This window comes from Neisseria sp. Dent CA1/247, assembly GCF_022870825.1.
GTDB lineage: Bacteria > Pseudomonadota > Gammaproteobacteria > Burkholderiales > Neisseriaceae > Neisseria > Neisseria zoodegmatis.
Genome location: NZ_CP091522.1, coordinates 2,281,612 through 2,302,621, shown reverse-complemented (window position 1 = coordinate 2,302,621; position 21,010 = coordinate 2,281,612). Strand labels below are relative to the sequence as shown.

The window sequence follows — 21,010 nt, the reverse complement described above, 5'->3', positions numbered from 1 at the left end:
TCTTTTTAGATATTCATGGGATTGCCCCAACTGAATAGATAATTTAAGGAATTAAAATGCCAAGACGTAGAGAAGTCCCCAAGCGCGACGTATTGCCTGATCCGAAATTCGGTAGCGTTGAGCTGACAAAATTCATGAATGTATTGATGATTGACGGTAAAAAATCGGTTGCAGAGCGTATCGTTTACGGTGCGTTGGATCAAATCGAGAAAAAAACCGGCAAAGCAGCGATCGAAGTGTTTAACGAAGCTATTGCCAATGCAAAACCCGTTGTTGAAGTTAAAAGCCGCCGCGTAGGTGGTGCCAACTACCAAGTTCCTGTTGAGGTTCGTCCTTCACGCCGTTTGGCTTTGGCAATGCGTTGGGTAAGAGATGCAGCTCGTAAGCGTGGTGAAAAATCAATGGATTTACGCTTAGCTGGTGAATTGATTGATGCCTCAGAAGGTCGCGGTGGTGCAATGAAGAAACGTGAAGAAGTACACCGCATGGCTGAAGCCAACAAAGCATTCTCTCACTTCCGCTTCTAATCTGGATTTAGAAAGGCGACCAAAATGGCTCGTAAAACCCCCATTAGTTTATACCGTAATATCGGTATTTCTGCTCACATTGATGCAGGTAAAACCACAACAACCGAGCGTATTTTGTTCTATACCGGCTTGACCCACAAACTGGGTGAGGTGCACGATGGTGCAGCTACAACCGACTACATGGAACAAGAACAAGAGCGTGGTATTACCATTACTTCTGCAGCCGTTACTTCTTACTGGAAAGGTATGGCTGGTCAGTTTAAAGAGCATCGCTTCAATATTATTGATACCCCGGGACACGTTGACTTTACCGTTGAGGTAGAGCGTTCTATGCGCGTTTTGGATGGTGCGGTAATGGTTTATTGTGCGGTAGGTGGTGTTCAACCTCAGTCAGAAACCGTATGGCGTCAAGCAAACAAATATAAAGTGCCCCGTTTGGCCTTTGTAAACAAAATGGACCGCCAAGGTGCCAACTTCTTCCGTGTAGTGGAGCAAATGCGCACCCGCTTGCGTGCGAATCCTGTACCTATCGTTATTCCTGTAGGTGCGGAAGATAATTTTGAAGGTGTTGTTGATCTGCTGAAAATGAAAGCCATTATTTGGAATGAAGCAGATAAAGGTACTACCTTTGAATACGGCGACATCCCTGCTGACTTGGTAGCAACTGCTGAAGAATGGCGCAACAATATGGTAGAAGCTGCCGCTGAAGCCAGTGAAGAGTTGATGGATAAATACTTGGGCGGCGAAGAGCTGACTGAAGAAGAAATCATCAATGCTATTCGTCAACGCACTTTGGCTGGTGAAATTCAACCGATGTTGTGTGGTTCAGCCTTTAAAAACAAAGGTGTTCAACGCATGTTGGATGCGGTGGTAGAGTTTTTGCCTTCTCCTACTGATATTCCGCCTGTACAAGGCGAAACACCCAATGGTGAGAAAGACAGCCGTGAAGCCAGCGACGATGCTAAATTCTCTGCATTGGCATTCAAAATGCTCAACGATAAATATGTTGGTCAATTAACCTTTATCCGTGTTTATTCTGGTGTGGTAAAATCAGGCGACACTGTAATTAACTCGGTTAAAGGTACACGTGAACGTATTGGTCGTTTGGTACAAATGACTGCTGCTGACCGTACTGAAATCGAAGAAGTTCGTGCAGGTGATATTGCTGCAGCCATTGGTTTGAAAGACGTTACAACCGGTGAAACGCTTTGTGCTGAAGATGCTCCCATTATTTTGGAGCGCATGGAGTTCCCTGAGCCTGTGATTCACGTTGCGGTTGAGCCGAAAACAAAAGCAGACCAAGAGAAAATGGGTATTGCTTTGAACCGCTTGGCTAAAGAAGACCCTTCTTTCCGTGTTCGTACAGATGAAGAATCAGGTCAAACAATTATTTCCGGTATGGGTGAATTGCACTTGGAAATTATTGTTGACCGTATGAAGCGTGAATTTGGTGTTGAGGCTAACGTAGGTGCGCCTCAAGTAGCTTATCGTGAAACCATCCGTAAAGAAGTGGAATCCGAAGCTAAACACGTTAAGCAGTCTGGCGGTAAAGGTCAGTATGGTCACGTAGTGATTAAAATGGAACCTTTGGAGCCGGGTGGTGTAGGCTATGAGTTTATCGACGAGATTAAAGGTGGTGTAATTCCTCGCGAATTTATTCCGTCTTGTGACAAAGGTATCCGTGATACTCTCCCCAACGGTATCGTAGCAGGCTATCCTGTTGTAGATGTTCGTGTACGCCTTATTTTCGGTTCTTACCATGATGTAGACTCATCTCAAATCGCCTTTGAATTGGCTGCTTCAATGGCCTTCAAAGAAGGTATGAAAAAAGCTTCGCCTGTTCTGCTGGAGCCAATTATGGCTGTTGAAGTAGAAACACCTGAAGAGTATATGGGTGATGTAATGGGTGACTTGAACCGTCGTCGCGGTATCGTATTGGGTATGGACGATGATGGTATCGGTGGTAAGAAAGTACGTGCTGAGGTTCCTTTGGCCGAAATGTTTGGTTATTCTACTGACCTGCGTTCAGCTACCCAAGGCCGTGCAACTTACTCCATGGAGTTTAAAAAATACGCAGAAGCTCCTGCACACGTTGCTGCTGAAGTGACTGCAGCCCGTAAAGGCTAATCTGTTTAGTAAGGCCGTCTGAAATTTTCAGACGGCTATAATCCTGTTCTTTAATCGTTCTTTATAAAGGAATTAGCTCATGGCTAAAGAGAAATTCGAGCGGAGCAAACCGCACGTAAACGTTGGCACCATCGGTCACGTTGACCATGGTAAAACCACTTTGACTGCTGCATTGACCACTATTTTGGCTGAAAAATTCGGCGGTCAGGCTAAAGGTTACGATCAAATCGACAATGCCCCGGAAGAAAAAGCCCGCGGTATTACCATTAACACTTCTCACGTAGAATACGAAACCGAAACCCGTCACTACGCACACGTAGACTGCCCGGGTCACGCCGACTACGTTAAAAACATGATTACCGGTGCTGCCCAAATGGACGGCGCTATTTTGGTATGTTCTGCTGCTGACGGTCCTATGCCGCAAACCCGCGAGCACATCCTGTTGGCTCGCCAAGTAGGTGTACCCTACATCATCGTATTCATGAACAAATGCGATATGGTTGACGATGCAGAGCTGCTGGAATTGGTAGAAATGGAAATCCGTGATCTGCTGAGCAGCTACGACTTCCCCGGTGATGACTGCCCGATCGTTCAAGGTTCTGCTTTGCGTGCCTTGGAAGGTGATGCCGCTTACAAAGAAAAAATCTTTGAATTGGCTGCTGCTTTGGACAGCTACATCCCGACTCCTGAGCGTGCAGTTGACAAACCTTTCTTGTTGCCGATTGAAGACGTATTCTCTATTTCAGGCCGCGGTACCGTAGTAACCGGTCGTGTAGAGCGCGGTATCATCAACGTAGGTGACGAGATTGAAATCGTAGGTCTGAAAGAGACTCAAAAAACCACTTGTACCGGTGTTGAGATGTTCCGCAAATTGCTGGATCAAGGTCAAGCCGGTGATAACGTTGGCGTACTGTTGCGCGGTACCAAACGTGAAGACGTTGAGCGTGGTCAAGTATTGGCTAAACCCGGCTCTATCACTCCGCACACCAAGTTTAAAGCTGAAGTATACGTATTGAGCAAAGAAGAGGGTGGTCGTCATACTCCGTTCTTCGCTAACTACCGTCCTCAATTCTACTTCCGTACTACCGACGTTACCGGTGCGGTAACATTGGAAGAAGGCGTTGAGATGGTAATGCCCGGTGAGAATGTGACCATTACTGTAGAATTGATTGCTCCGATTGCTATGGAAGAAGGTTTGCGTTTTGCGATTCGCGAAGGCGGCCGTACTGTAGGTGCTGGCGTAGTATCTTCTATCATCGCTTAATTGGAAGGATATAGATCAAATGGCAAATCAAAAAATCCGTATCCGTTTAAAAGCTTACGACTACAGTTTGATTGATCGTTCTGCTCAAGAAATCGTTGAAACTGCTAAACGTACCGGTGCTGTTGTAAAAGGCCCGATCCCATTGCCTACAAAAATTGAACGCTTCAATATTTTGCGTTCTCCCCATGTGAATAAAACTTCACGTGAGCAATTGGAGATTCGTACACACTTGCGTTTGATGGATATTGTCGATTGGACTGATAAAACAACAGATGCTTTGATGAAACTGGATCTGCCTGCCGGCGTTGACGTGGAAATCAAAGTTCAATAATTAGGTTTATCAGTAAAAACCCGAAGATTATTTCTTCGGGTTTTTTGTGTTTATTTCATATGTTTCCGATAACAAGTTACCAAACGGAAATTGTTAAAAAAGGTTAGTATTTGTATTTATTTTACAACATTAAGATAGTTTTATAAGTTATTGTAAATAATGAATGATGGATTGTTTGAAGATTATGCGGGTACATTTTTAGCTTTTAAATATGACATTATTGATGTGATTTGCGCATTTATTTGGTATATTTATTAGTAATATTTAATATAAAAATAATTCCTTTTGTTATTTCATGTGATTCATGGCAATAAAACGAAAATATTGAATATATCTTGGACAACATTGATAAGGGGACGTTATGAGTAATAGCAGCACAGGAAAAAGCTTGGATAGACAAGATTTTTCACTAAAAAAACGTTATCGTAATATTACTGCATCAATCGCTGTTTTTTTGGCATTGGTTTCAGGATTGATGTATTACGCTTATAGCATATCGGTGGACATTCAAAAGCATCAGGTACAAATCGATGCGGCCGGTACTTTGAGTGATACCTTTTACGATATGTTGGTAACCATTCAATCTCTGCGCATCAACGATTTAGAACGGAATGTCGGGCTTGGTGAGGATGGGCAAGAAAGTAGTGCTCAAAATGTGCGTGAAAAGAATAATTCTGATGATCAAGAAAAAGAATATATCTTGATGCAAGTTGAAAATCAGAAGGTTCTGAAGGATTCTTACCAAACAGCACAGGGGTTAATTAATGTACTTTCAAAAGGGGGAAACTACAATATCGTAGAAGGTTTCGACAGTATTCAACCCTTAGAATCAGAAGCTACCCGAAACTCTTTGGCAAAAGTTCGAGATATTTGGCAGCAGTATGATCCTTTGCTTCTTGAAACCATTCATCTTCCGATCAAACCTGATCATAATTTAGAGACCGAAAGCAAAATTGCTGCATTTGCGGCAGAAAACCAAGAGGCTTTATATAACGGTATTGATGAGATTATTGTCGGCCTCAATGCGGAGATTATGGAACAGTCTGCAATATTGAAAACCGTGCAAATTGCCGGCATTGGTTTTTCATTGTTGTATTTCTTATTCTTTGTAACCTTTTTTATCCGCCGTTTGGAAAAATCTGACCGTGAAACAGCAGTGGCAAGACGCGAGAACCACGAAATTTTGCAAACCATCAATAGCGGCTTATTCCTGCTAGATAAAGATTTGAACATTGGTACTCAATACTCTAAAGAGCTTGAGCATTTATGGGGTAAAAAAGATTTTGGTGGCCAGAATATGCTCGATATATTGTCGGACATGGTGGCAAACTCCGAAGATTTGGAAACCGCCAGCAGTTTTATCCGCCAATTGTATAACCCCCGGGTGAAAGAGAAATTGATAGGCAGTTTGAACCCGTTTGTGCGCTGTCCGATGTTAGTGGCCAATCGGACTGGTGAAAAAGAGATCCGCTATTTGGATTTTAAATTCAACCGGGTTTATCAAGATAAAGAAATTGCGCGCGTTTTGGTAAACGTTAGTGATGAAACGAATGCGGTTTTGCTGGCTGAAAAAATTACAAAAGAGCGCAAACAAAACGACTTGCAGACAGAAATGTTGTTCTTTATTTTGAATGCGGATTCTGAGTTGCTGCGTGACTTTATTGAAACTGCTAAGAAACGGAATAACAACATCAATGAGATTTTGAAACAACCTGCAAAAACCCAGTCTGACTTTTTCCAAAAACTTGAAGCGATTTTCCGTGATGTTCACGGTTTGAAAGGCGATGCCAGCTCTTTAAGCCTGCATGGATTCGTATCGATTGCAGAACGGTTGGAAGACAATTTAAAAGAGCTTCAAAAAAGAAAGGTATTGAACGGCGAAGATTTCTTGATGCTGACGGTTTCGCTGGAAGAGCTGTTTAGTCTGACGAAAATGATTGAAGATCTAAACAGTCGTATTAACAAAGCCGCATCGGAAGATGAGCGCAAGCCGGTACAACCTATTAACCGCCAGAAAAACTTCTCAGACTCCGTCGCTCAACAGCTGGGTAAATATGTAGGCGAATTGGCCGAGCGTAACGGCAAAAAAGTTGACTTCAGTTGCGAGGGTATGGAGCAACGGGGCATTAGCATGATGCTCAAAAGCCAGCTAAGAGAATTGGCCGTGCAGTTATTGAGAAATGCGGTAGCTCATGGTGTTGAAAAACCGGATGTTCGCGTTAAAAACCATAAGCTTGAGTCGGGCCATCTTCGTTTGGTTCTTGAAGACAAAGACGATTGTGTGAGCTTATCGGTTCAGGATGACGGAGCAGGCATTAATCCCGAGTTGATTCGTGAAAAATTGGTAGAAAAGGGGATGTACTCTCGAGAAGAGGCGGATAAATTGGATAAAAGAGCGTTGATCCAAAAAATATTCGTTCCGGGTTTCTCGACTGCGGCAGAAAATAATGAAGATGCCGGCCGCGGAGTGGGCATGGATATCGTCAGCGACCGTATTAAGCAAATGAAAGGCAAAGTTTCGATTGCAACGAGGTCGGGCGCTTATACCTGCATCACCTTAACGGTACCCAAGTAATTTAAAACGATAATGGCTTAATAAAAGGGAAAATGATGCTCACAATTATGGTAGTAGATGACTCCAATATTATCCGTAACCGTATTACCCGCAGCTCGGAAAATAAAGGATTTGAAGTTGTAGCGAGTGCTGCCAACGGCAGAGATGCCGTGCAGTTGTATGATGTTTTAAGGCCGAATATGGTAACGATGGATTTAACCATGCCCGAAATGGATGGCTTGGCCTGTATCCGCCATATTATGGACTTGGATGAAAATGCGAATATTTTGGTCATTTCTGCACTTGCCGATAAGGCAACAGGCATTAAGGCGCTGGAATATGGTGCAAGAGGGTTTATTTATAAACCTTTTACCGATGAAGATTTATTTGAAGCCCTTGAGGAAATGGCGGAAGGATTGCAGTAATGAAAGAGAAACAGCTTCAGGTTTTTTTAGAAGGTGTACAAAAATACTTTAGCCAAGTTGCGGGTGAAGAGATTTTTGTAGGTACGCCGTATCTTGTCGAAAACATTATGCCTGCGGCAAAGCACTATTCGGGTGTGATTGCTATTTCGGGTAGCAAAAAAGGCATTGTGTATTTTACTTCACCGGCAAGTATGGCTCAGCGCTTGCTCGAGCTGATGGGGGAAGAAGATCTTTCTGAAGCCAACATTATGGATCTTGTAGGCGAAGTGGCGAACACCATAGCAGGCAACGCACGCAGTGAGTTTGGCGAAAACTTTGAAATTTCCGTGCCCATAGTTATCAGAGGCGCGCCCGATGAGATTATGTTGCCGAGAGAGGGGCGCTCTTTTGTGATTCCTCTTGAGTGGAAAAAATTACAGGCTGCGATTGTTATTGCTATATGTAAAGGTTATTGAGTACGGAGACCATTGCAAAACCCTCATCTGCGGCGCATTTCTGCGTTGTGCGCTGCTCGCTCGTTTGCCTATCTATATGATATGTCTGCACTCGCTGTGCTGCTACGCCTTGAACTGCATCCACATCTGAGAGTTTTGCAAAGGTCTCAAGCCCGGTAGAACGTTTGTGCAAGTGGATTGATGGATAGCCGGCAGATTGGCGGTGTTCTTTCTTGAATCCGCACCATCGTTTAAGACGGATATTGTTTGATGTTCAGACAATATCCGTTTTTGTTTGGAACAAGCATTTCAGACGGCCTTAAGAACTTTAGCTTTAGTTCTTGAGGCCGTCTGAAAACATATCGATACGCTACTTGTGACTTGAAATATTGAGGCGTATTTTCAGACGGCCTCATCGTTTAGGCTGAACTCAAAAACAGCAGAATCAATCGCAAAACACCTATGATTTATTGTGTTTTTCGCCGCAACCGTAAGCCTGCGTGATGCGGTCGATAATGATGGCTAGAATCACGATGGCGGCACCGGCTTCCACGCCTTGACCGATGTTGAGCGTCTGCACCGCTTGCAACACGTATTCGCCCAGCCCGCGCGCGCCGATCATGGAGGCCAGCACCACCATGCCGAGCGACATCATCACGGCTTGGTTCACGCCTGCCATGATGCTGGGCTTGGCTTGCGGCAGCAGCACCCATTTCAGCAACTGCCAGCGGTTGCTGCCAAACGCGATGGCAGCTTCAATCATCTGCGGGCTCACTTGGCGGATACCGAGGGCGGTGAGACGGATAAGCGGGGCGAGGGCGTACACCACGGTGGCGAACAGCGCCGGCACTTTGCCGATGCCGAACAGCATCAGCACGGGAATCAGATACACAAAGCTCGGCATGGTCTGCATCACGTCGAGCGCGGGCGAGAGCAGCTTGTAGAGGCGCGGGCGGTAGGCGGTGAAGATGCCGACGGGAATGCCGATGATCACGGTGAGCAATACCGAAGTGGCCAGCAGCGCGAGCGTCTGCATCAGCGCCGCCCACAGGCCGAACGAACCGATTACGTAGAAACCGCCGATGCACAAGGCGGCAAACCACCATTTGCGCGTGGCATGCCAGCCCACTACGCCGGTGAGCAGCAACACCAACCACGCGGGCAGGGCTTGCAGCAGGCGCTCCAGCGGCAGCAGCAAACCGAGCGTTACATCGCTGGCTTTACGCAGCTTGTCGCCGTGGTTTTGCACGGTTTGTTTGAGCGAACGGTTGAGGCCGTCTGAAACCGACCAGACGCGGAAAATGCCGTTATTGCTTGCGGATCGGATATCGAGCTTGGTTTTCAGACGGCCTGCCGCTTCTTCGGAAACCCATTGCCGCCACACTTCGGGGTGCTGCTGCAAAAACAGCTTGGCCTGCGCTTCGCCGCTGCGTTTGTTTTCCGACATTTCCAAGATGGCGCGGTTGAGCATATCCGGCTCGAATTGCAGCCGTTCGATCATGGCGGCCAGTTCGGGGTGGGCCGTCTGAAACGGGGTGGACACGGCGACGGCGAGTTTGGAAACGGGAAAACCCGATACGCAGCGGTTTTTGCTGGCGGGCTGCAACAGCGTTTCCCAGCAGGCGGCATCGTGGGCGGGGAAGTCCAGCGGCTCGAAGCGGTATTTCGCCATCAGGCCGGTGGGCTGCCAGTAGTAAAACAAGATCGGTTTTTTCTGCTCGTAAGCGGAAGAAACGGCCGCATCCAAAGCCGCGCCGGTGCCGGGGCGGACGTTGTTGAAATGCGCGTTGAGGCCGGTGGTGTCGAGCAAGCGCGTGTTGAAAGTTTCACACGTCCAACCCGTAGGGCAGTTGAGGAAACGCGCTTTTTGCGGCGACTCGGGGTCGGGGAACAAATCTTTGAAACGCGGCAGGTCGGCCACGCCTTTTAAATCGGGGTGCGCCTGCTTCACATAATCGGGCACATACCAGCCTTGTTTCGCCCCGCCTTTGAGCGTGTCGCCGATAACGGCAGCCTTTTTTTCTTCCACGGCTTTCTGCATCACCGGCGAGCGGCCCACCCATTGTTCGGCAATAATCTGAATATCGTCTTGCGCCAGCGCGGTTTCCAGCGTGGTGGTGGTGCCGGGCACGCTTTCGGTGGCACAGCCGTAGCCGTCGCGCAAGATGGTGTTTAAGACGGCGGTGGTGAATTGCCCGCTTTCCCAGTCGAGCGCGCCGAGTTTGACGGGTTTGTCGGGCTGGCAGGCCGCGGCAAAAGGGCTGGCGGCGAGTAAGACGGTAAACAGGAGCGGTTTTAAAAAAGACATCAGTATTTTGGGCTTTCGGAGGGAAACGGCAGGGGTTTCCGAAGGTTTCGGGTGCTCACACAAACAGACGCGGCAGCGGGAAATATTCTTGCCGATTGATGAATCTGTGATAGATTTCAAGATATTAATACAGATAACGGCCTTTGCAAAACTTATTCAGGCCGTCTGAAAAATACGGCATGGTATTGCCCACCCGCTTAAAAGCGTGGTTTTGCTCATAATATGTGAACCGAAACCGACCATCTTCAATCCCATCGCAAAACCTGTACAATCCGCAGAACATCACGAGCAAATGAAAGGTGCGAATATGAAAACATGGATGGCTTTATCTGCATCAACCTTAATTTTGATGACAGGCTGTATCTCTATGAATAATCAGTCGGAAAACAAACCCGCGCCGCCGCAGGCCGAAGCACTGCTGTCGTCTGAAACCGCGTTGAAGCGCGTTTGGATGTTGGCCGGTTTGGAAGGATTCACGCGCGAGCAGCTGACGGCTTTGCGCGCCGAAATGGATTTACGTTCGCTTCCCCGCGGCAGCGCCTATATGGGTTGCAACCGTATTATGCTGAATGCCGATTCGGTTACCACACAGCAGATTTCATTTGGTCACGCCGCATCAACCCGCATGTATTGTGCCGACAGAATGGCGTTGGAGCAGGCTTTTACGGCCAATATCAAAGGCAGCCATACTTACCGCATAGAAGGGCATAAGCTCATTCTGCGCAGCGAGTCCGGCAAGGAAATGCACTTTGTCGCTCAAGATTGGGATTGATAACCGCAAATAAGGCCGTCTGAAAATGTGTTTTCAGACGGCCTTAAACTTTAAAACAAGCCAGATGAATCAAGCGGCTTCCACATCAAACCCGCTGTGGCGCAGCAACGCGTCGATTTCAGGTTCGCGGCCGCGGAAGGCTTTGAACGATTCCATCGCGCTGCGCGAACCGCCCACGGCGAGGATTTCCATCCAGAAGCGTTTGCCGGTGGCTTTCACGTCGCCGCTTTCTTCAAAGGCGGCGTAAGCGTCGGCCGAGAGCACTTCCGCCCACGCGTAGCTGTAATAGCCTGCCGAATAACCGCCGGCGAAGATGTGGCTGAAGCTCAGGGCGAAGCGGTTGTAGGCGGGCGGCTGGATAACGGCCACTTCTTTGCGTACGTCATCAAGCACCTGCGCCCAGTTTTTCAGACGGCCTTCGTCTTTTTCGCTGTAAATCAGCATATCGAAGAGGGCGAATTCCATTTGGCGCACGAGGAACATGCCGCGCTGGAAGTTTTTCGCCGCCACCATTTTGTCGAACAGCTCGCGCGGCAAGGCGGCACCGTTGTCTTCGTGCGACGACATTTCCGCCAGCACGTCGTATTCCCACGCAAAGTTTTCCATAAACTGGCTCGGCAGTTCGACTGCATCCCATTCCACGCCGTTGATGCCGGATACGCCCAATTCGTCGACTTGCGTGAGCAGGTGGTGCAGGCCGTGGCCGGTTTCGTGGTAGAGCGTGATGATTTCGTCGTGGCTGAGGCGCGATTCTTTGCCGTTTACGGGCGGGGTGAAGTTGCACACCAGATAAGCCACCGGCGTTTGGGTTTGGCCGATGCGGTTGCCGGAGATGAAACGGCGGCGGCCGCGGTAGTCGTTCATCCATGCGCCGCCGCGTTTGCCTTCGCGGGCAAACAGGTCGAGATACACGCCGCCGATGATCGAGCCGCCTTTTTCCAACTCGAAATAGCGCACGTCGGGGTGCCACACGGGTACGGTTTTTTCAATGAAGTTCACGCCGTACAAACGGTTGACTTGGGCAAACAGGCCGGCCAGCACTTTGCCGACGGGGAAGTATTTTTTCACTTCGGTTTCGCTGAAAGCGTATTTGGCTTGGCGCAGTTTTTCGCTGGCGTAGGTCAGATCCCACGATTGCGGGTCGGCAATGCCCAAGGTTTCGCGTGCAAACGCCTGCACTTCGGCCAAGTCTTTTTCGGCGAACGGTTTGGCGCGGCGGGCCAAGTCGTGCAGGAAATCCAGCACTTGCTGCGGGGTTTCGGCCATTTTGGTGGCGAGCGACAGTTCGGCGAAGTTGGCAAAACCCAGCAGTTTGGCTTCCTGCAAGGCGATTTCCAAGCGGCGGCCGATGTTGGCGGTGTTGTCGAACTTGCCTTCGTCGCTCAATTCGCTGGCGCGGGTAACGTAGGCGCGGTAGATGTTTTCGCGCAATTCGCGGTTGTCGGCATATTGCATCACGGCGATGTAGTGCGGCATTTGCAGGCCGATTTTGTAGCCTTCCTTGCCTTCGGCTTGGGCTGCGGCGGCGAACATGGCCATGGCGTCTTCGGGCAGGCCGGAGAGTTGGCTGTCGTCGTCGAAATAAAGCGCAAACGCATCGGTGGCATCGAGTACGTTTTGCGAGAACTGCGCGCCGAGCTGTGCGCCTTCGGTTTGCAGTGCGGCAAACTCGGCCTGCTGTTCGGGCGGCAATTCGGCACCGCTTAATACGAAGTCGCGCAGATCGTGGTTGAGTTTGGTTTGCTGGGCGGCATCGAGTTTGGCGAATTCGGGCGAGTTTTTAATCGCTTTGAAGCGTTCGTACAGCTCGATGTCTTGGCCGATTTCGGTAAAGAATACGGTTACTTCGGGCATCAATTCGTTGTACACGGCGCGTAATTCGGGCGTGTCGGCCACGGAATTCAAATGTGCCACCACGCCCCAAATACGGCCCACGCGCTCGGTGAGGTCGGTGAGTTTTTCAACGGTGTTTTCCCAAGTGATGTCGCTTTGGGCTTTAACGGCGGCGATTTCTGCGCGCGCTTCGGTCATGGCGGCTTCCATCGCGGGGCGGATGTCGGCGGTTTGGATGCGGTCGAAACGGGGTTCGTCGGCGAGGTTCAGTAATACGTTGCTCATGGTTTTCCTTTGGGTGTTTTCAGACGGCCTGAATGGGGTGAGGCCGTCTGAAAAAAACGGGTAAGATGGGAATCAAACGGGGTGTATATAGTGCCGGATGGGGTAAATTCAAAGTGTTTCTTTGATTGGCAATACGGTAAAAACGGCGGTTTCTGAATATAACAAAAATCATGCGGGCAGGGTGGGCGGTTTCATTGTTATTGTCAAATCAAATGATTAAAACCGCAAATGCCTGCAAACCCGCTGCATCGGTTTGCTTCGCTATCGTCTCCGAATGGTATAGAATAGCCCTACAACAAACCGCTACTAACTATAACTATGGAAATATCATCCGATACCGTCCGCACGGCCATGCAGCTCAAGCTGATTGCCCATCCGCAGCGGCTGGCCATTGCGAAGCTGCTGTTGGAAAGCGAGCATAGCGCCGCGGAAATTGCCCAAGCAACGGGCATTCACGTTACCACCGTGTCCAACCATTTGAACAAAATGCGCAGCGGCGGCGCGGTTGATTTCACGCGCTACCACCGTGTGATGCAATACCGGCTCACTTCGCCGCTGATTGTCGCCGTGCTCCGTGCCGTGCAGGAAAACGGCGGTGGCAAAGAGGCCGTCTGAAAAACGCTTTGGAAACAGACAAAACACATCATGAAAATCGCTACTTGGAACGTAAATTCCCTCAATGTGCGCCTGCCGCAGGTGCAGGATTGGCTGCAACAGCACAGCCCCGACGTATTGGTTTTGCAGGAACTCAAGCTCGACCAAGACAAATACCCCGCCGCCGTTTTCCAAATGGGCGGCTGGCATACCGTGTGGAGCGGCCAAAAAACCTATAACGGCGTGGCCATCATCAGCAAAGAAGCCCCGCAAGACGTGCACATCGGCCTGCCTGCGCTGCCCGACGATCCGCAGCGGCGCGTGATTGCCGCCACCGTTAACGGCGTGCGCGTGATCAACGTGTATTGCGTGAACGGCGAAGCACCCGACAGCCCGAAATTCCAATATAAAGAACAATGGTTCGCCGCGCTGACCGAATTTGTGCGTGATGAGATGAGCCGCCACGAAAAGCTGGTGTTGCTGGGCGATTTCAATATCGCTCCCGCCGATTTGGATTGCTACGACCCCGAAAAATGGCGTGAAAAAATCCATTGCACCAGTATCGAGCGGTCGTGGTTCCAAAAACTGCTCGATTTAGGGCTGACCGACGGCCTGCGCCACCACCATCCCGAAGAAGTGATGTACACATGGTGGGATTACCGCGGCGCGATGTTCCAACGCAAACAGGGTTTGCGTATCGACCACCTGCTGATTACCCCCGCCTTGCGCGATGCCCTGCAAGATGTGCAAGTGGATTTGGAAGCCCGCGCACAAGAACGCCCCAGCGACCATGCGCCGGTGTGGGCGGAGTTTGCCGTTTAAACCGCTTAACTTCGAATGCCCGATGGCATGAGGCCGTCTGAAAACTTTCAGACGGCCTCAACCCTTGTCTTTCATACTTAAACCATTCCTCAAATTATCTATCTTTTCATCACTCTATTTATTAAAGCCAAACAATGTACTCACGATTTTTCAAACCCAAATTTTTTCTCAACCTCATATTGGCATTGGCCGCCGTGCCTGCCGCCGCACACGCCGCACAGTGTACGAATGCCGGCTTGGACGTGGTGGTGCTTGGTTCGGGCGGCCCCGAATTGAGCGACAAACGCGCTTCTACCGGCTACTTGGTGCGTGAAAACGGCAAAGCCCGTTTCATTATCGACTTCGGTGCAGGCTCTTCACTCAACTTCGAGCGTGCGGGCGGCGACATTAAAGACTTGGAAGCCTTGCTGTTTACCCATTTCCACGTCGACCATTCCAACGACTTGCCCGCATTGGTCAAAGCCTCGTATTTTTCCGAACGTAACCGCGACTTGCCGGTTTACGGCCCCACCGGAAACCACACCATCCCGACCACGCCGTTATTCGTAGAGCGGCAGTTCGGCGAAAAAGGCGTTTATCCGTATTTGTCGGACTTCCTCACCGGTGAAGCCGCGTTCGCCTTGAAGCCGATAGCGGTTAACGCCGACAAAAAACAGCCCAAACTGTTTGAAACCAAGCTCGGCGGCTTTACCTTGAAAGCCATTCCCGTAGAACACGGCCTGCTGCCTTCTTTGGGTTGGCGCATCGAGAAAAACGGCTGCTCCGTAACCGTGTCGGGCGATACCAGCAACATCGGTAAAACTTTGGACGTGCTGGCGAAAAATACAGATGTTTTCATCGCCCACAATGCCGTGCCGGAAAGCGCGCGCGACAAAATTGCCCTGAAGCTGCACATGATGCCGTCTGAAATCGGCCGCATCGCCCAAATCACCGGCAGCCGCAGCGTGGTGTTGTCGCACTTTATGCGCCGCACCGAAAACGTGAAACCCGCCACCTCCGCCGCCATCCGCAAAACTTACCAAGGCAAGCTGGCGTTTGCGCAGGACTGCGATATTTATTCGCTCAAAACCGGTATGAAAACCGGAAGCTGCAAGCGGTAAGAACGCAAAACAAAGACCCGATAAAATGATTTATCGGGTCTTTTTGAATTTAAGCCTTTAATCAACATCGGCTTCTTTTCCTCATTATGGATTTCGGAAAGCAAGCCGATAAACAGCAATTCAGAGAACTGCGGGATTATTGTTGTCGGGCGGCACGAATGGCGTTTTGATCGGGATTGATCAAAATTTCTACGCGGCGGTTTTTGGCGCGGCCTTCGGGCGTGTCGTTACCCGCTACCGGTTGGCGCGAACCGTAACCGATGGTGCTGAGGCGGGAAGCAGCCACCCCGCGACGGTTCAGATAGTCGGCCACGGATTGGGCGCGGCGTTGCGACAGCGGTTCGTTAATCGCGTCATTACCCGTGTTGTCGGTGTGGCCGGCGATGGTCAGTGTGGTGTCGTGGTATTGAACCAGCGTTTCGGCTGCTTTGTTCAACGCATCCATGGCATTGCCGCTCAGCGTGGCACTATTGGTAGCGAAGGTTACGCTTTCGGGCATGATCAATTTGATTTGGTTGCCTTGGCGTTCTACTTCCACATTGGTATTGGCCAAGCTTTCGCGCAGTTTTTTCTCTTGGTAATCCATGTAGCCGCCGACGCCTGCACCGACTGCGCCGCAAGCCAGAGCCGAGTTGCGCGCGCCTTTGCCGCCGTGGGTCAATGCGCCGACGATGCCGCAGGCTGCTGCGCCGCCTAAGCCGTACATGGCGGTTTTGCTCATTTTTTGCTGGCCGGTTACAGGGTCGGTAACGCAACCTGAAAGCATCAGTGCGGAGGTTGCGGCCAATACGGTGAAGGGTTTCAACAGTTTCATGATCATTTTCCTTTCGGTTTCGAAGTGATTATTCAGACTTCAAGCATGCTTCGGGTGGGCATGTTATCGGATTCACTATATAGAAATCGTATGGGCAAAACAGTTTGCTTAACTTGATATTACATAGTTGGCGGTTTGCTTACTGTTCAGACGGCATCGAGGCCGTCTGAATATGATAAACCGTATCTTTTATGATACAGCTTGAATGCGGGATAAACGGCGGGTGTTTATTGCTCGGGGTGTTGGCGGCGGTATTTTTGCAGCCGCTGCATCAGCATCAGTTTGATTCTCAGTTTGACGTCGTAGCCGACGGAGCCGAATCCCAGTATGAACAAAACGGCCGCTACGGGCAGGGCGAAGTGGTGGCCGACGGTATGGTAGCCCCATGCGCCGATGAGTCCGCCCGCAAAAAAAGCCAGCAGCAGGCCGGTAAACAGTTTGGCTTTGGGTTTGTTGACATGCACATGCGGCAGTTTGGGGTTTTCGCTGCGGCTGTAATAGAGCATTTTGGAAATTTCTATGCCTAAATCGGTAGCGGTGCCGGTCATGTGGGTGGAGCGGATGGCTCCGCCGGAAAGTATGGTGATGACGGTGTTGTGCATGCCCATGATGAAGCACAATAAAAACATCGCCAGTGAGGGCATTTCGGCGATTTTCCATTCCAGCGCGGTTACGCCGAGCACGCCGAACAGCAGCATGTAAACGCCTTCCAGCCACATCGAAAAGCCGAAACCGCCGCGAAACCGCCGTCTTTTTGCCCACAAAACGATCCAGCTTGAATGTGCCGCGCCGAGAATGAAGCACACCAGTCCGAGCATGGTGATCATCACGATTTTCCATTCGCCCAAATAAGCCATGTCGGCCGCATGCGACAGCTCGCCGGTCACGTGCGAGGTGTAACGGGCGACGGCAAAAAAGCCGCCGGCATTGATTGCGCCGGCCAGTAAAGCCATCAGGTAGCCGAGAACGCGAAAACGCACGTCGCTGACATTATGCTCGTGCAGATACGGTTTGTCGGCCTGCCAAAACGGCTGCGTGTTTTTGGCACGGCGGCGTTTGGTGCGGTAGGATTCGGGGGCTTGGTTGTCCATGTAGGGAATAAATGTAGATGTGCTGATCACATAGTTGCCTGCGGATATTGTACCGTGCCGTCTGAAAAAAGAAAGTTCAGACGGCCTGCGGTATTTTGCTTAGGCAGTCGGAGGGATTTGCATGGATAAGCCGTTCAACATTATGGCTCTTTTCGAACGCGGACAAATGTGGCAAAGCGCGGCGTGCCTTTTTGTGTGAAGCCGCTGTAACGGTAGGTAACCGTGCTGCCGACGGGCGGGGGATTGGCGCGGTCGGCATCTTTCAGGCCGCTGCCGATGCGGAACTCGCCGTGCCGGTTGGTGCAGCCCAAAGCGCCTACCATGCCTGAATATTTGCCTTTGCCTTCATAGTGGCGGGTAACGGTGCATTCGTCGTCGTGCCGGCTTTTGAGTTTCAGCAGGTAATCGCTTCTGCCGCTTTGATAGGGGATGTCGGGGTGGCGCAACATCACGCCTTCGCCGCCCGCTGCTTCCACTTGCTTTAAAAATGCGCGGGCATGGGCGTTATCTTTTACCGGCGTCTGCGGAATAATCTTGATCGGTGCTTGCGGATGCTGCTTCAGCCAGCTTTCCAATACGGCCAAACGCCGGTAGAGATTGCCTTGTGCCTGCGGCACGTCGAATACATGCAGTTTGATGTGGCGCCAATCGGCCGAACCGGAGCGCACGGTGGCGGAGATGTGTTCGAATTGTCCTCTTCGGCTGAACAGCTCGCCGTCTATGGGGTAGGGCGGGAAATGGGCGGTGTAGCCTGCCGGCGGGGTAAACGCATGGCCTTGGCGGCTGATCAGCTGTTTGCCGTTCCAATACGCGCGCACGCCGTCGAGCTTTTCGCTCATGGCCCAGTCTGCGATATTTTGGCCTTTGTATTCTTTGGCCAGCAGCAAACCGGGCGGTGCGGCGACGGCGGCCTGCGTGATAAACCAAGCGCAAGAGAGTATGATGGCTTTCATTTTGTTTCCTGTAATGTGTCGTATTATTTTAATGATTAGGAAAGATACTATTACAGGCCGTCTGAAAAATAAAGGAATCTGATAAATGACTTTGCAATGTGAAATGATTGCGGTAACGCCGTTCCGTCAAAACTGTACGCTGATTTGGGATGATGAAACCCGCGAGGCGGTGTTGACCGATGTGGGCGGAGACGTGCCGTTTTTGTTGGAAGAAATCAAAAAACACGATTTGAAGCTGACCGCTATTTGGCTGACGCACGGTCATTTGGATCATGCCGGCGGTGTGGTCGAGCTGCTTTCGCAAGTTGACGTGCCGGTATTGGGGCCGCATGAGGAGGATTTGTTTTTGCTGGAGCAGCTGCCGCAGATAACGGCGCAATACGGCTTTCCGGTGTCGCCGTCGTTCAAACCGACGCGCTGGCTGAAAGAAGGGGATACGCTCATGGTGGGGAAATATGCTTTTGACGTGCTGCATATCCCCGGCCACACGCCCGGTCATGTTGTGTTTTATTGTAAAGATGCGGAATTATTGATAGCAGGCGATGTCTTGTTTTATGAAAGCATCGGCAGAACCGACTTCCCGCGCGGAAACCATGCCGATCTGATCCACAATATCACAAGCAAACTGCTGGTATTGCCCGAAGGTATCACCGTGATCAGCGGGCATGGAAGAACGACAACGATAGGGCACGAGAAACATCATAATCCGTATTTGCGGGGGTGATTTTTTCTGTAAAGAAATGAAAAACTTAAAAAATGCCTATGGGTTTTTTGAAAGATGCTTCGGCATCTGTTTCATTTCCCGGCGGGCTGCGTGATATTGCCGGTACACGGTTAAGTTTAAGTGTCAGGAATAACCTTATGGCGAAGCGGTCAAACGTTTAACAAGCAGACTTGCGGAGCCGTATTTTATTTTTGGTGCTTATTTTCGACACCTCTCACACAAGGAGAAGAAGCATGTCTTTTGATTTGGGCAATTTATTGCAAAGCCAACTGGGCGGCGTATTGAGCCGTTTTCTCACCCAATCGGGCGAAAGTGCCGAAAACAGCACCAAAGCAGTCCGCCTTGCTCTGCCGGCGGTGGTGGCCGGGATGTTGAAACACATCAGCAACCAGCCCGACAATGCGGCAAACCTGTATGAAACCGTGAGCGGCGTTTCAGGCAATGTGCTGAACAACGCCGTTAGCCGTGCCGAAGAAGGCGGTGCGGGTTTCAACGATCTGCTGGTGTGGGGTAAAACCCAACTGCCGCACTTCTTGGGCGGCAACGCGGCAGACGTTTCCGATCAACTTTCTCAAGAAAGCGGCGTATCGAAATCGGCGGCCGGATCGTTGGTTGCCTTATCGCTGCCTTTGGTGCTGTCGGTATTGCGCAATAAAATCAAAAGCGAAAATCTCGACCGCGATCAAATGCTGGGCTTATTCAGCTCGCAACGCGACTGGTTGTCCGGCTCGTTGAGCAACGGCATGTTGTCGGCGCTCGGTATCGGCAGCTTGAGCGGTTTGTTCGGCAGTCTCACCGGCTTGTTTGGTACTGCCGCCCGCACCGCAACTGCGGGAGCTGCCGCCGCAGCCGCTGCACCGGCCGCCGCTGCCGCCGCAACCAAAGGCTCGGGATTGGGCAAATGGATTGCGTTGGTGCTTGCCGCGCTGCTGGCTTTGTTTGCCTTCAAGAGCTGCGGCGACCGCAAAGGCGCAGAGCCTACTCCTGTTTCTACTGAAGGAGCTGCGGCTTCCGACGCGGTTGTGGACAATGATGTCGAGCCGGTAGAAGCTTCGCCCGTATCGGCGCCTGTGATGCCGTCTGAACCTTCCGTGGTTTCAGCACCTGCGGCTGTTGAAGCATCTGCCCCTGCCGCCGATGCCGTAGCGCCTACTGATTTGAAAGCGGAAGAAGCCCGCGTACTGTATCAAGACGGTGTAGCCAAGTTCTACTTCGCTACTGCCAAAGCCGATGTGCCCGAAGGTGCGGAAGTGATGGTGGCCGATGTGATTGCTGCCGGTAAAGCAGGCAAAAAACTGGTGGTGAGCGGATTTGCCGACAGCACCGGTAACGCCGCCGCCAATGCTGCATTGTCGAAAAAACGTGCTACTGCCGTAAAAGCATTCTTTGAAGCACAAGGCGTTGACGCGGCCAATATCGAGTTGCGCAAACCTGAAAACACTACCGGTGCGATTGGCAACGATGTTGAAGGCCGCCGCGTAGAAGTGAAAGTTGAAGGCTGATAAAGATTCAACCGCATCATGTAAGAAGGCCGTCTGAACATTTTCAGACGGCCTTTTCTTATCTAGCAGTCAGGATTTATTTGCTGCTGTTGCAAGAAGTTTCGGTTACGTTGCCGTAACGGTCGGTGAATGACAAGAAAGCTTGGTTGCCTTTTTGGTGCCATTCGGTTTTCTTGTCGCGTGATACGTAACGCTCGCCTGAGCCTGAAACAGCGCTTTCAAGATTGGCGCTCATGCGTTGGTCTTGCAGGCCGTAGTTTACAGAGATGCGGTCGGTACCCATGCGGCTTACTTTTACAGTGAATCCGTTTTGGCAGCTGAAGTTTGATGCCGCGCCGTGAGCGTGGCCGTGGTCATGAGAATGACCGTGTGAGTGGTCATGGCCATGATGGTGGCCGTGATGACCGTGATCGTGAGGTTGACGGCCGTCAGAGGCACACGCAGCCAAAATCAAGGCAGCAGCCGCAGGAGCAAGTAATTTAACAAATTTCATCAAACATTCCTTTTCAGTAAAATAATCATATTCGAGCCGCCCGAAAGCGGTCTGTGT

The 21,010-nt window shown here is 50.5% G+C and carries 20 protein-coding genes; 14 read left to right on the top strand and 6 right to left on the bottom strand.

Annotation, left to right across the window (positions count from 1 at the left end; all coding sequences use genetic code 11):
- Window positions 1-56: 56 nt before the first annotated feature.
- From rpsG to LVJ85_RS11275, 8 genes are all read left to right on the top strand, one after another.
- Window positions 57-527: a 30S ribosomal protein S7 gene (gene rpsG, locus LVJ85_RS11310; protein WP_085364529.1), complete on the top strand. Its 471-nt coding sequence runs from the start codon at window positions 57-59 to the stop codon at window positions 525-527.
- 24 nt (window positions 528-551) lie between these two features.
- Window positions 552-2,654 (top strand): elongation factor G, encoded by a 2,103-nt coding sequence (gene fusA, locus LVJ85_RS11305; RefSeq protein ID WP_085364530.1) that lies wholly within the window; start codon window positions 552-554, stop codon window positions 2,652-2,654.
- A gap of 79 nt (window positions 2,655-2,733) precedes the next feature.
- The gene (gene tuf, locus LVJ85_RS11300) at window positions 2,734-3,918 is read left to right on the top strand and encodes an elongation factor Tu (RefSeq protein WP_085360686.1); all 1,185 of its coding nucleotides are present in this window, start codon (window positions 2,734-2,736) and stop codon (window positions 3,916-3,918) included.
- Window positions 3,919-3,937: 19 nt separating this feature from the next.
- Complete coding sequence (gene rpsJ / locus LVJ85_RS11295) at window positions 3,938-4,249, top strand: 30S ribosomal protein S10 (RefSeq protein ID WP_002642322.1); 312 nt, start codon at window positions 3,938-3,940, stop codon at window positions 4,247-4,249.
- Window positions 4,250-4,610: 361 nt separating this feature from the next.
- A complete protein-coding gene (locus LVJ85_RS11290) occupies window positions 4,611-6,824 on the top strand; it encodes an ATP-binding protein (RefSeq protein WP_244739892.1) in 2,214 nt (737 codons plus the stop codon).
- A 32-nt stretch (window positions 6,825-6,856) separates the two neighbouring features.
- Window positions 6,857-7,228 (top strand): response regulator, encoded by a 372-nt coding sequence (locus tag LVJ85_RS11285; protein WP_244739891.1) that lies wholly within the window; start codon window positions 6,857-6,859, stop codon window positions 7,226-7,228.
- Window positions 7,228-7,683 (top strand): chemotaxis protein CheX, encoded by a 456-nt coding sequence (locus tag LVJ85_RS11280; protein ID WP_085364111.1) that lies wholly within the window; start codon window positions 7,228-7,230, stop codon window positions 7,681-7,683. Before LVJ85_RS11285 ends, LVJ85_RS11280 begins: the two co-directional genes overlap by 1 nt.
- A gap of 12 nt (window positions 7,684-7,695) precedes the next feature.
- A complete protein-coding gene (locus LVJ85_RS11275; protein WP_244739890.1) occupies window positions 7,696-7,842 on the top strand; it encodes a lipoprotein signal peptidase in 147 nt (48 codons plus the stop codon).
- A gap of 280 nt (window positions 7,843-8,122) precedes the next feature.
- Here LVJ85_RS11275 and LVJ85_RS11270 read toward each other — a convergent pair whose 3' ends face one another.
- Window positions 8,123-9,970, bottom strand: a complete 1,848-nt coding sequence (locus tag LVJ85_RS11270; protein WP_244739889.1) for a glycine betaine ABC transporter substrate-binding protein — start codon at window positions 9,968-9,970, stop codon at window positions 8,123-8,125.
- Window positions 9,971-10,277: 307 nt separating this feature from the next.
- Between LVJ85_RS11270 and LVJ85_RS11265 the strand changes: the two genes are divergently transcribed.
- Complete coding sequence (locus LVJ85_RS11265; RefSeq protein ID WP_244739888.1) at window positions 10,278-10,742, top strand: META domain-containing protein; 465 nt, start codon at window positions 10,278-10,280, stop codon at window positions 10,740-10,742.
- Between the two features lie 69 nt (window positions 10,743-10,811).
- On the opposite strand, the gene LVJ85_RS11260 is transcribed toward LVJ85_RS11265, so the two are convergent.
- Window positions 10,812-12,860, bottom strand: a complete 2,049-nt coding sequence (locus LVJ85_RS11260) for a M3 family metallopeptidase (protein ID WP_244739887.1) — start codon at window positions 12,858-12,860, stop codon at window positions 10,812-10,814.
- Between the two features lie 318 nt (window positions 12,861-13,178).
- Here LVJ85_RS11260 and LVJ85_RS11255 point away from each other — a divergent pair, with 318 nt between their 5' ends.
- From LVJ85_RS11255 to LVJ85_RS11245, 3 genes are all read left to right on the top strand, one after another.
- Window positions 13,179-13,475, top strand: a complete 297-nt coding sequence (locus LVJ85_RS11255; RefSeq protein ID WP_169709798.1) for a helix-turn-helix transcriptional regulator — start codon at window positions 13,179-13,181, stop codon at window positions 13,473-13,475.
- A 30-nt stretch (window positions 13,476-13,505) separates the two neighbouring features.
- Window positions 13,506-14,276 (top strand): exodeoxyribonuclease III, encoded by a 771-nt coding sequence (xth, locus tag LVJ85_RS11250; RefSeq protein WP_244739886.1) that lies wholly within the window; start codon window positions 13,506-13,508, stop codon window positions 14,274-14,276.
- Between the two features lie 134 nt (window positions 14,277-14,410).
- Window positions 14,411-15,376, top strand: coding sequence for an MBL fold metallo-hydrolase (locus LVJ85_RS11245; RefSeq protein WP_244739885.1), 966 nt, complete (start codon window positions 14,411-14,413; stop codon window positions 15,374-15,376).
- Between the two features lie 136 nt (window positions 15,377-15,512).
- On the opposite strand, the gene LVJ85_RS11240 is transcribed toward LVJ85_RS11245, so the two are convergent.
- The 3 genes from LVJ85_RS11240 to LVJ85_RS11230 all read right to left on the bottom strand — a co-directional run bounded on the left by LVJ85_RS11240 (window position 15,513) and on the right by LVJ85_RS11230 (window position 18,234).
- On the bottom strand, window positions 15,513-16,190 hold the full coding sequence (locus tag LVJ85_RS11240) for an OmpA family protein (RefSeq protein ID WP_244739884.1): 678 nt from the start codon (window positions 16,188-16,190) through the stop codon (window positions 15,513-15,515).
- A 227-nt stretch (window positions 16,191-16,417) separates the two neighbouring features.
- The gene (locus tag LVJ85_RS11235; RefSeq protein ID WP_244743200.1) at window positions 16,418-17,281 is read right to left on the bottom strand and encodes a YoaK family protein; all 864 of its coding nucleotides are present in this window, start codon (window positions 17,279-17,281) and stop codon (window positions 16,418-16,420) included.
- A 140-nt stretch (window positions 17,282-17,421) separates the two neighbouring features.
- On the bottom strand, window positions 17,422-18,234 hold the full coding sequence (locus LVJ85_RS11230; protein WP_244739883.1) for a DNA ligase: 813 nt from the start codon (window positions 18,232-18,234) through the stop codon (window positions 17,422-17,424).
- An 85-nt stretch (window positions 18,235-18,319) separates the two neighbouring features.
- On the opposite strand from LVJ85_RS11230, the gene LVJ85_RS11225 reads away from it, so the two are divergent.
- Together LVJ85_RS11225 and LVJ85_RS11220 are read left to right on the top strand one after the other, a co-directional pair.
- Complete coding sequence (locus LVJ85_RS11225) at window positions 18,320-18,958, top strand: MBL fold metallo-hydrolase (RefSeq protein WP_244739882.1); 639 nt, start codon at window positions 18,320-18,322, stop codon at window positions 18,956-18,958.
- Between the two features lie 233 nt (window positions 18,959-19,191).
- On the top strand, window positions 19,192-20,460 hold the full coding sequence (locus tag LVJ85_RS11220) for an OmpA family protein (protein WP_244739881.1): 1,269 nt from the start codon (window positions 19,192-19,194) through the stop codon (window positions 20,458-20,460).
- A 76-nt stretch (window positions 20,461-20,536) separates the two neighbouring features.
- Here the strand turns inward: LVJ85_RS11220 and LVJ85_RS11215 are convergent, their stop codons facing one another.
- A complete protein-coding gene (locus LVJ85_RS11215; protein ID WP_115134399.1) occupies window positions 20,537-20,953 on the bottom strand; it encodes an MliC family protein in 417 nt (138 codons plus the stop codon).
- Window positions 20,954-21,010: the final 57 nt, after the last annotated feature.

Coding starts and splice junctions, on each gene's coding strand:
- rpsG (WP_085364529.1), top strand. CDS start 57: ATGCCAAGACGTAGAGAAGTCCCCAAGCGCGACGTATTGCCTGATCCG.
- fusA (WP_085364530.1), top strand. CDS start 552: ATGGCTCGTAAAACCCCCATTAGTTTATACCGTAATATCGGTATTTCT.
- tuf (WP_085360686.1), top strand. CDS start 2,734: ATGGCTAAAGAGAAATTCGAGCGGAGCAAACCGCACGTAAACGTTGGC.
- rpsJ (WP_002642322.1), top strand. CDS start 3,938: ATGGCAAATCAAAAAATCCGTATCCGTTTAAAAGCTTACGACTACAGT.
- LVJ85_RS11290 (WP_244739892.1), top strand. CDS start 4,611: ATGAGTAATAGCAGCACAGGAAAAAGCTTGGATAGACAAGATTTTTCA.
- LVJ85_RS11285 (WP_244739891.1), top strand. CDS start 6,857: ATGATGCTCACAATTATGGTAGTAGATGACTCCAATATTATCCGTAAC.
- LVJ85_RS11280 (WP_085364111.1), top strand. CDS start 7,228: ATGAAAGAGAAACAGCTTCAGGTTTTTTTAGAAGGTGTACAAAAATAC.
- LVJ85_RS11270 (WP_244739889.1), bottom strand. CDS start 9,970: ATGTCTTTTTTAAAACCGCTCCTGTTTACCGTCTTACTCGCCGCCAGC.
- LVJ85_RS11265 (WP_244739888.1), top strand. CDS start 10,278: ATGAAAACATGGATGGCTTTATCTGCATCAACCTTAATTTTGATGACA.
- LVJ85_RS11260 (WP_244739887.1), bottom strand. CDS start 12,860: ATGAGCAACGTATTACTGAACCTCGCCGACGAACCCCGTTTCGACCGC.
- LVJ85_RS11255 (WP_169709798.1), top strand. CDS start 13,179: ATGGAAATATCATCCGATACCGTCCGCACGGCCATGCAGCTCAAGCTG.
- xth (WP_244739886.1), top strand. CDS start 13,506: ATGAAAATCGCTACTTGGAACGTAAATTCCCTCAATGTGCGCCTGCCG.
- LVJ85_RS11245 (WP_244739885.1), top strand. CDS start 14,411: ATGTACTCACGATTTTTCAAACCCAAATTTTTTCTCAACCTCATATTG.
- LVJ85_RS11240 (WP_244739884.1), bottom strand. CDS start 16,190: ATGAAACTGTTGAAACCCTTCACCGTATTGGCCGCAACCTCCGCACTG.
- LVJ85_RS11235 (WP_244743200.1), bottom strand. CDS start 17,281: ATGGACAACCAAGCCCCCGAATCCTACCGCACCAAACGCCGCCGTGCC.
- LVJ85_RS11230 (WP_244739883.1), bottom strand. CDS start 18,234: ATGAAAGCCATCATACTCTCTTGCGCTTGGTTTATCACGCAGGCCGCC.
- LVJ85_RS11225 (WP_244739882.1), top strand. CDS start 18,320: ATGACTTTGCAATGTGAAATGATTGCGGTAACGCCGTTCCGTCAAAAC.
- LVJ85_RS11220 (WP_244739881.1), top strand. CDS start 19,192: ATGTCTTTTGATTTGGGCAATTTATTGCAAAGCCAACTGGGCGGCGTA.
- LVJ85_RS11215 (WP_115134399.1), bottom strand. CDS start 20,953: ATGAAATTTGTTAAATTACTTGCTCCTGCGGCTGCTGCCTTGATTTTG.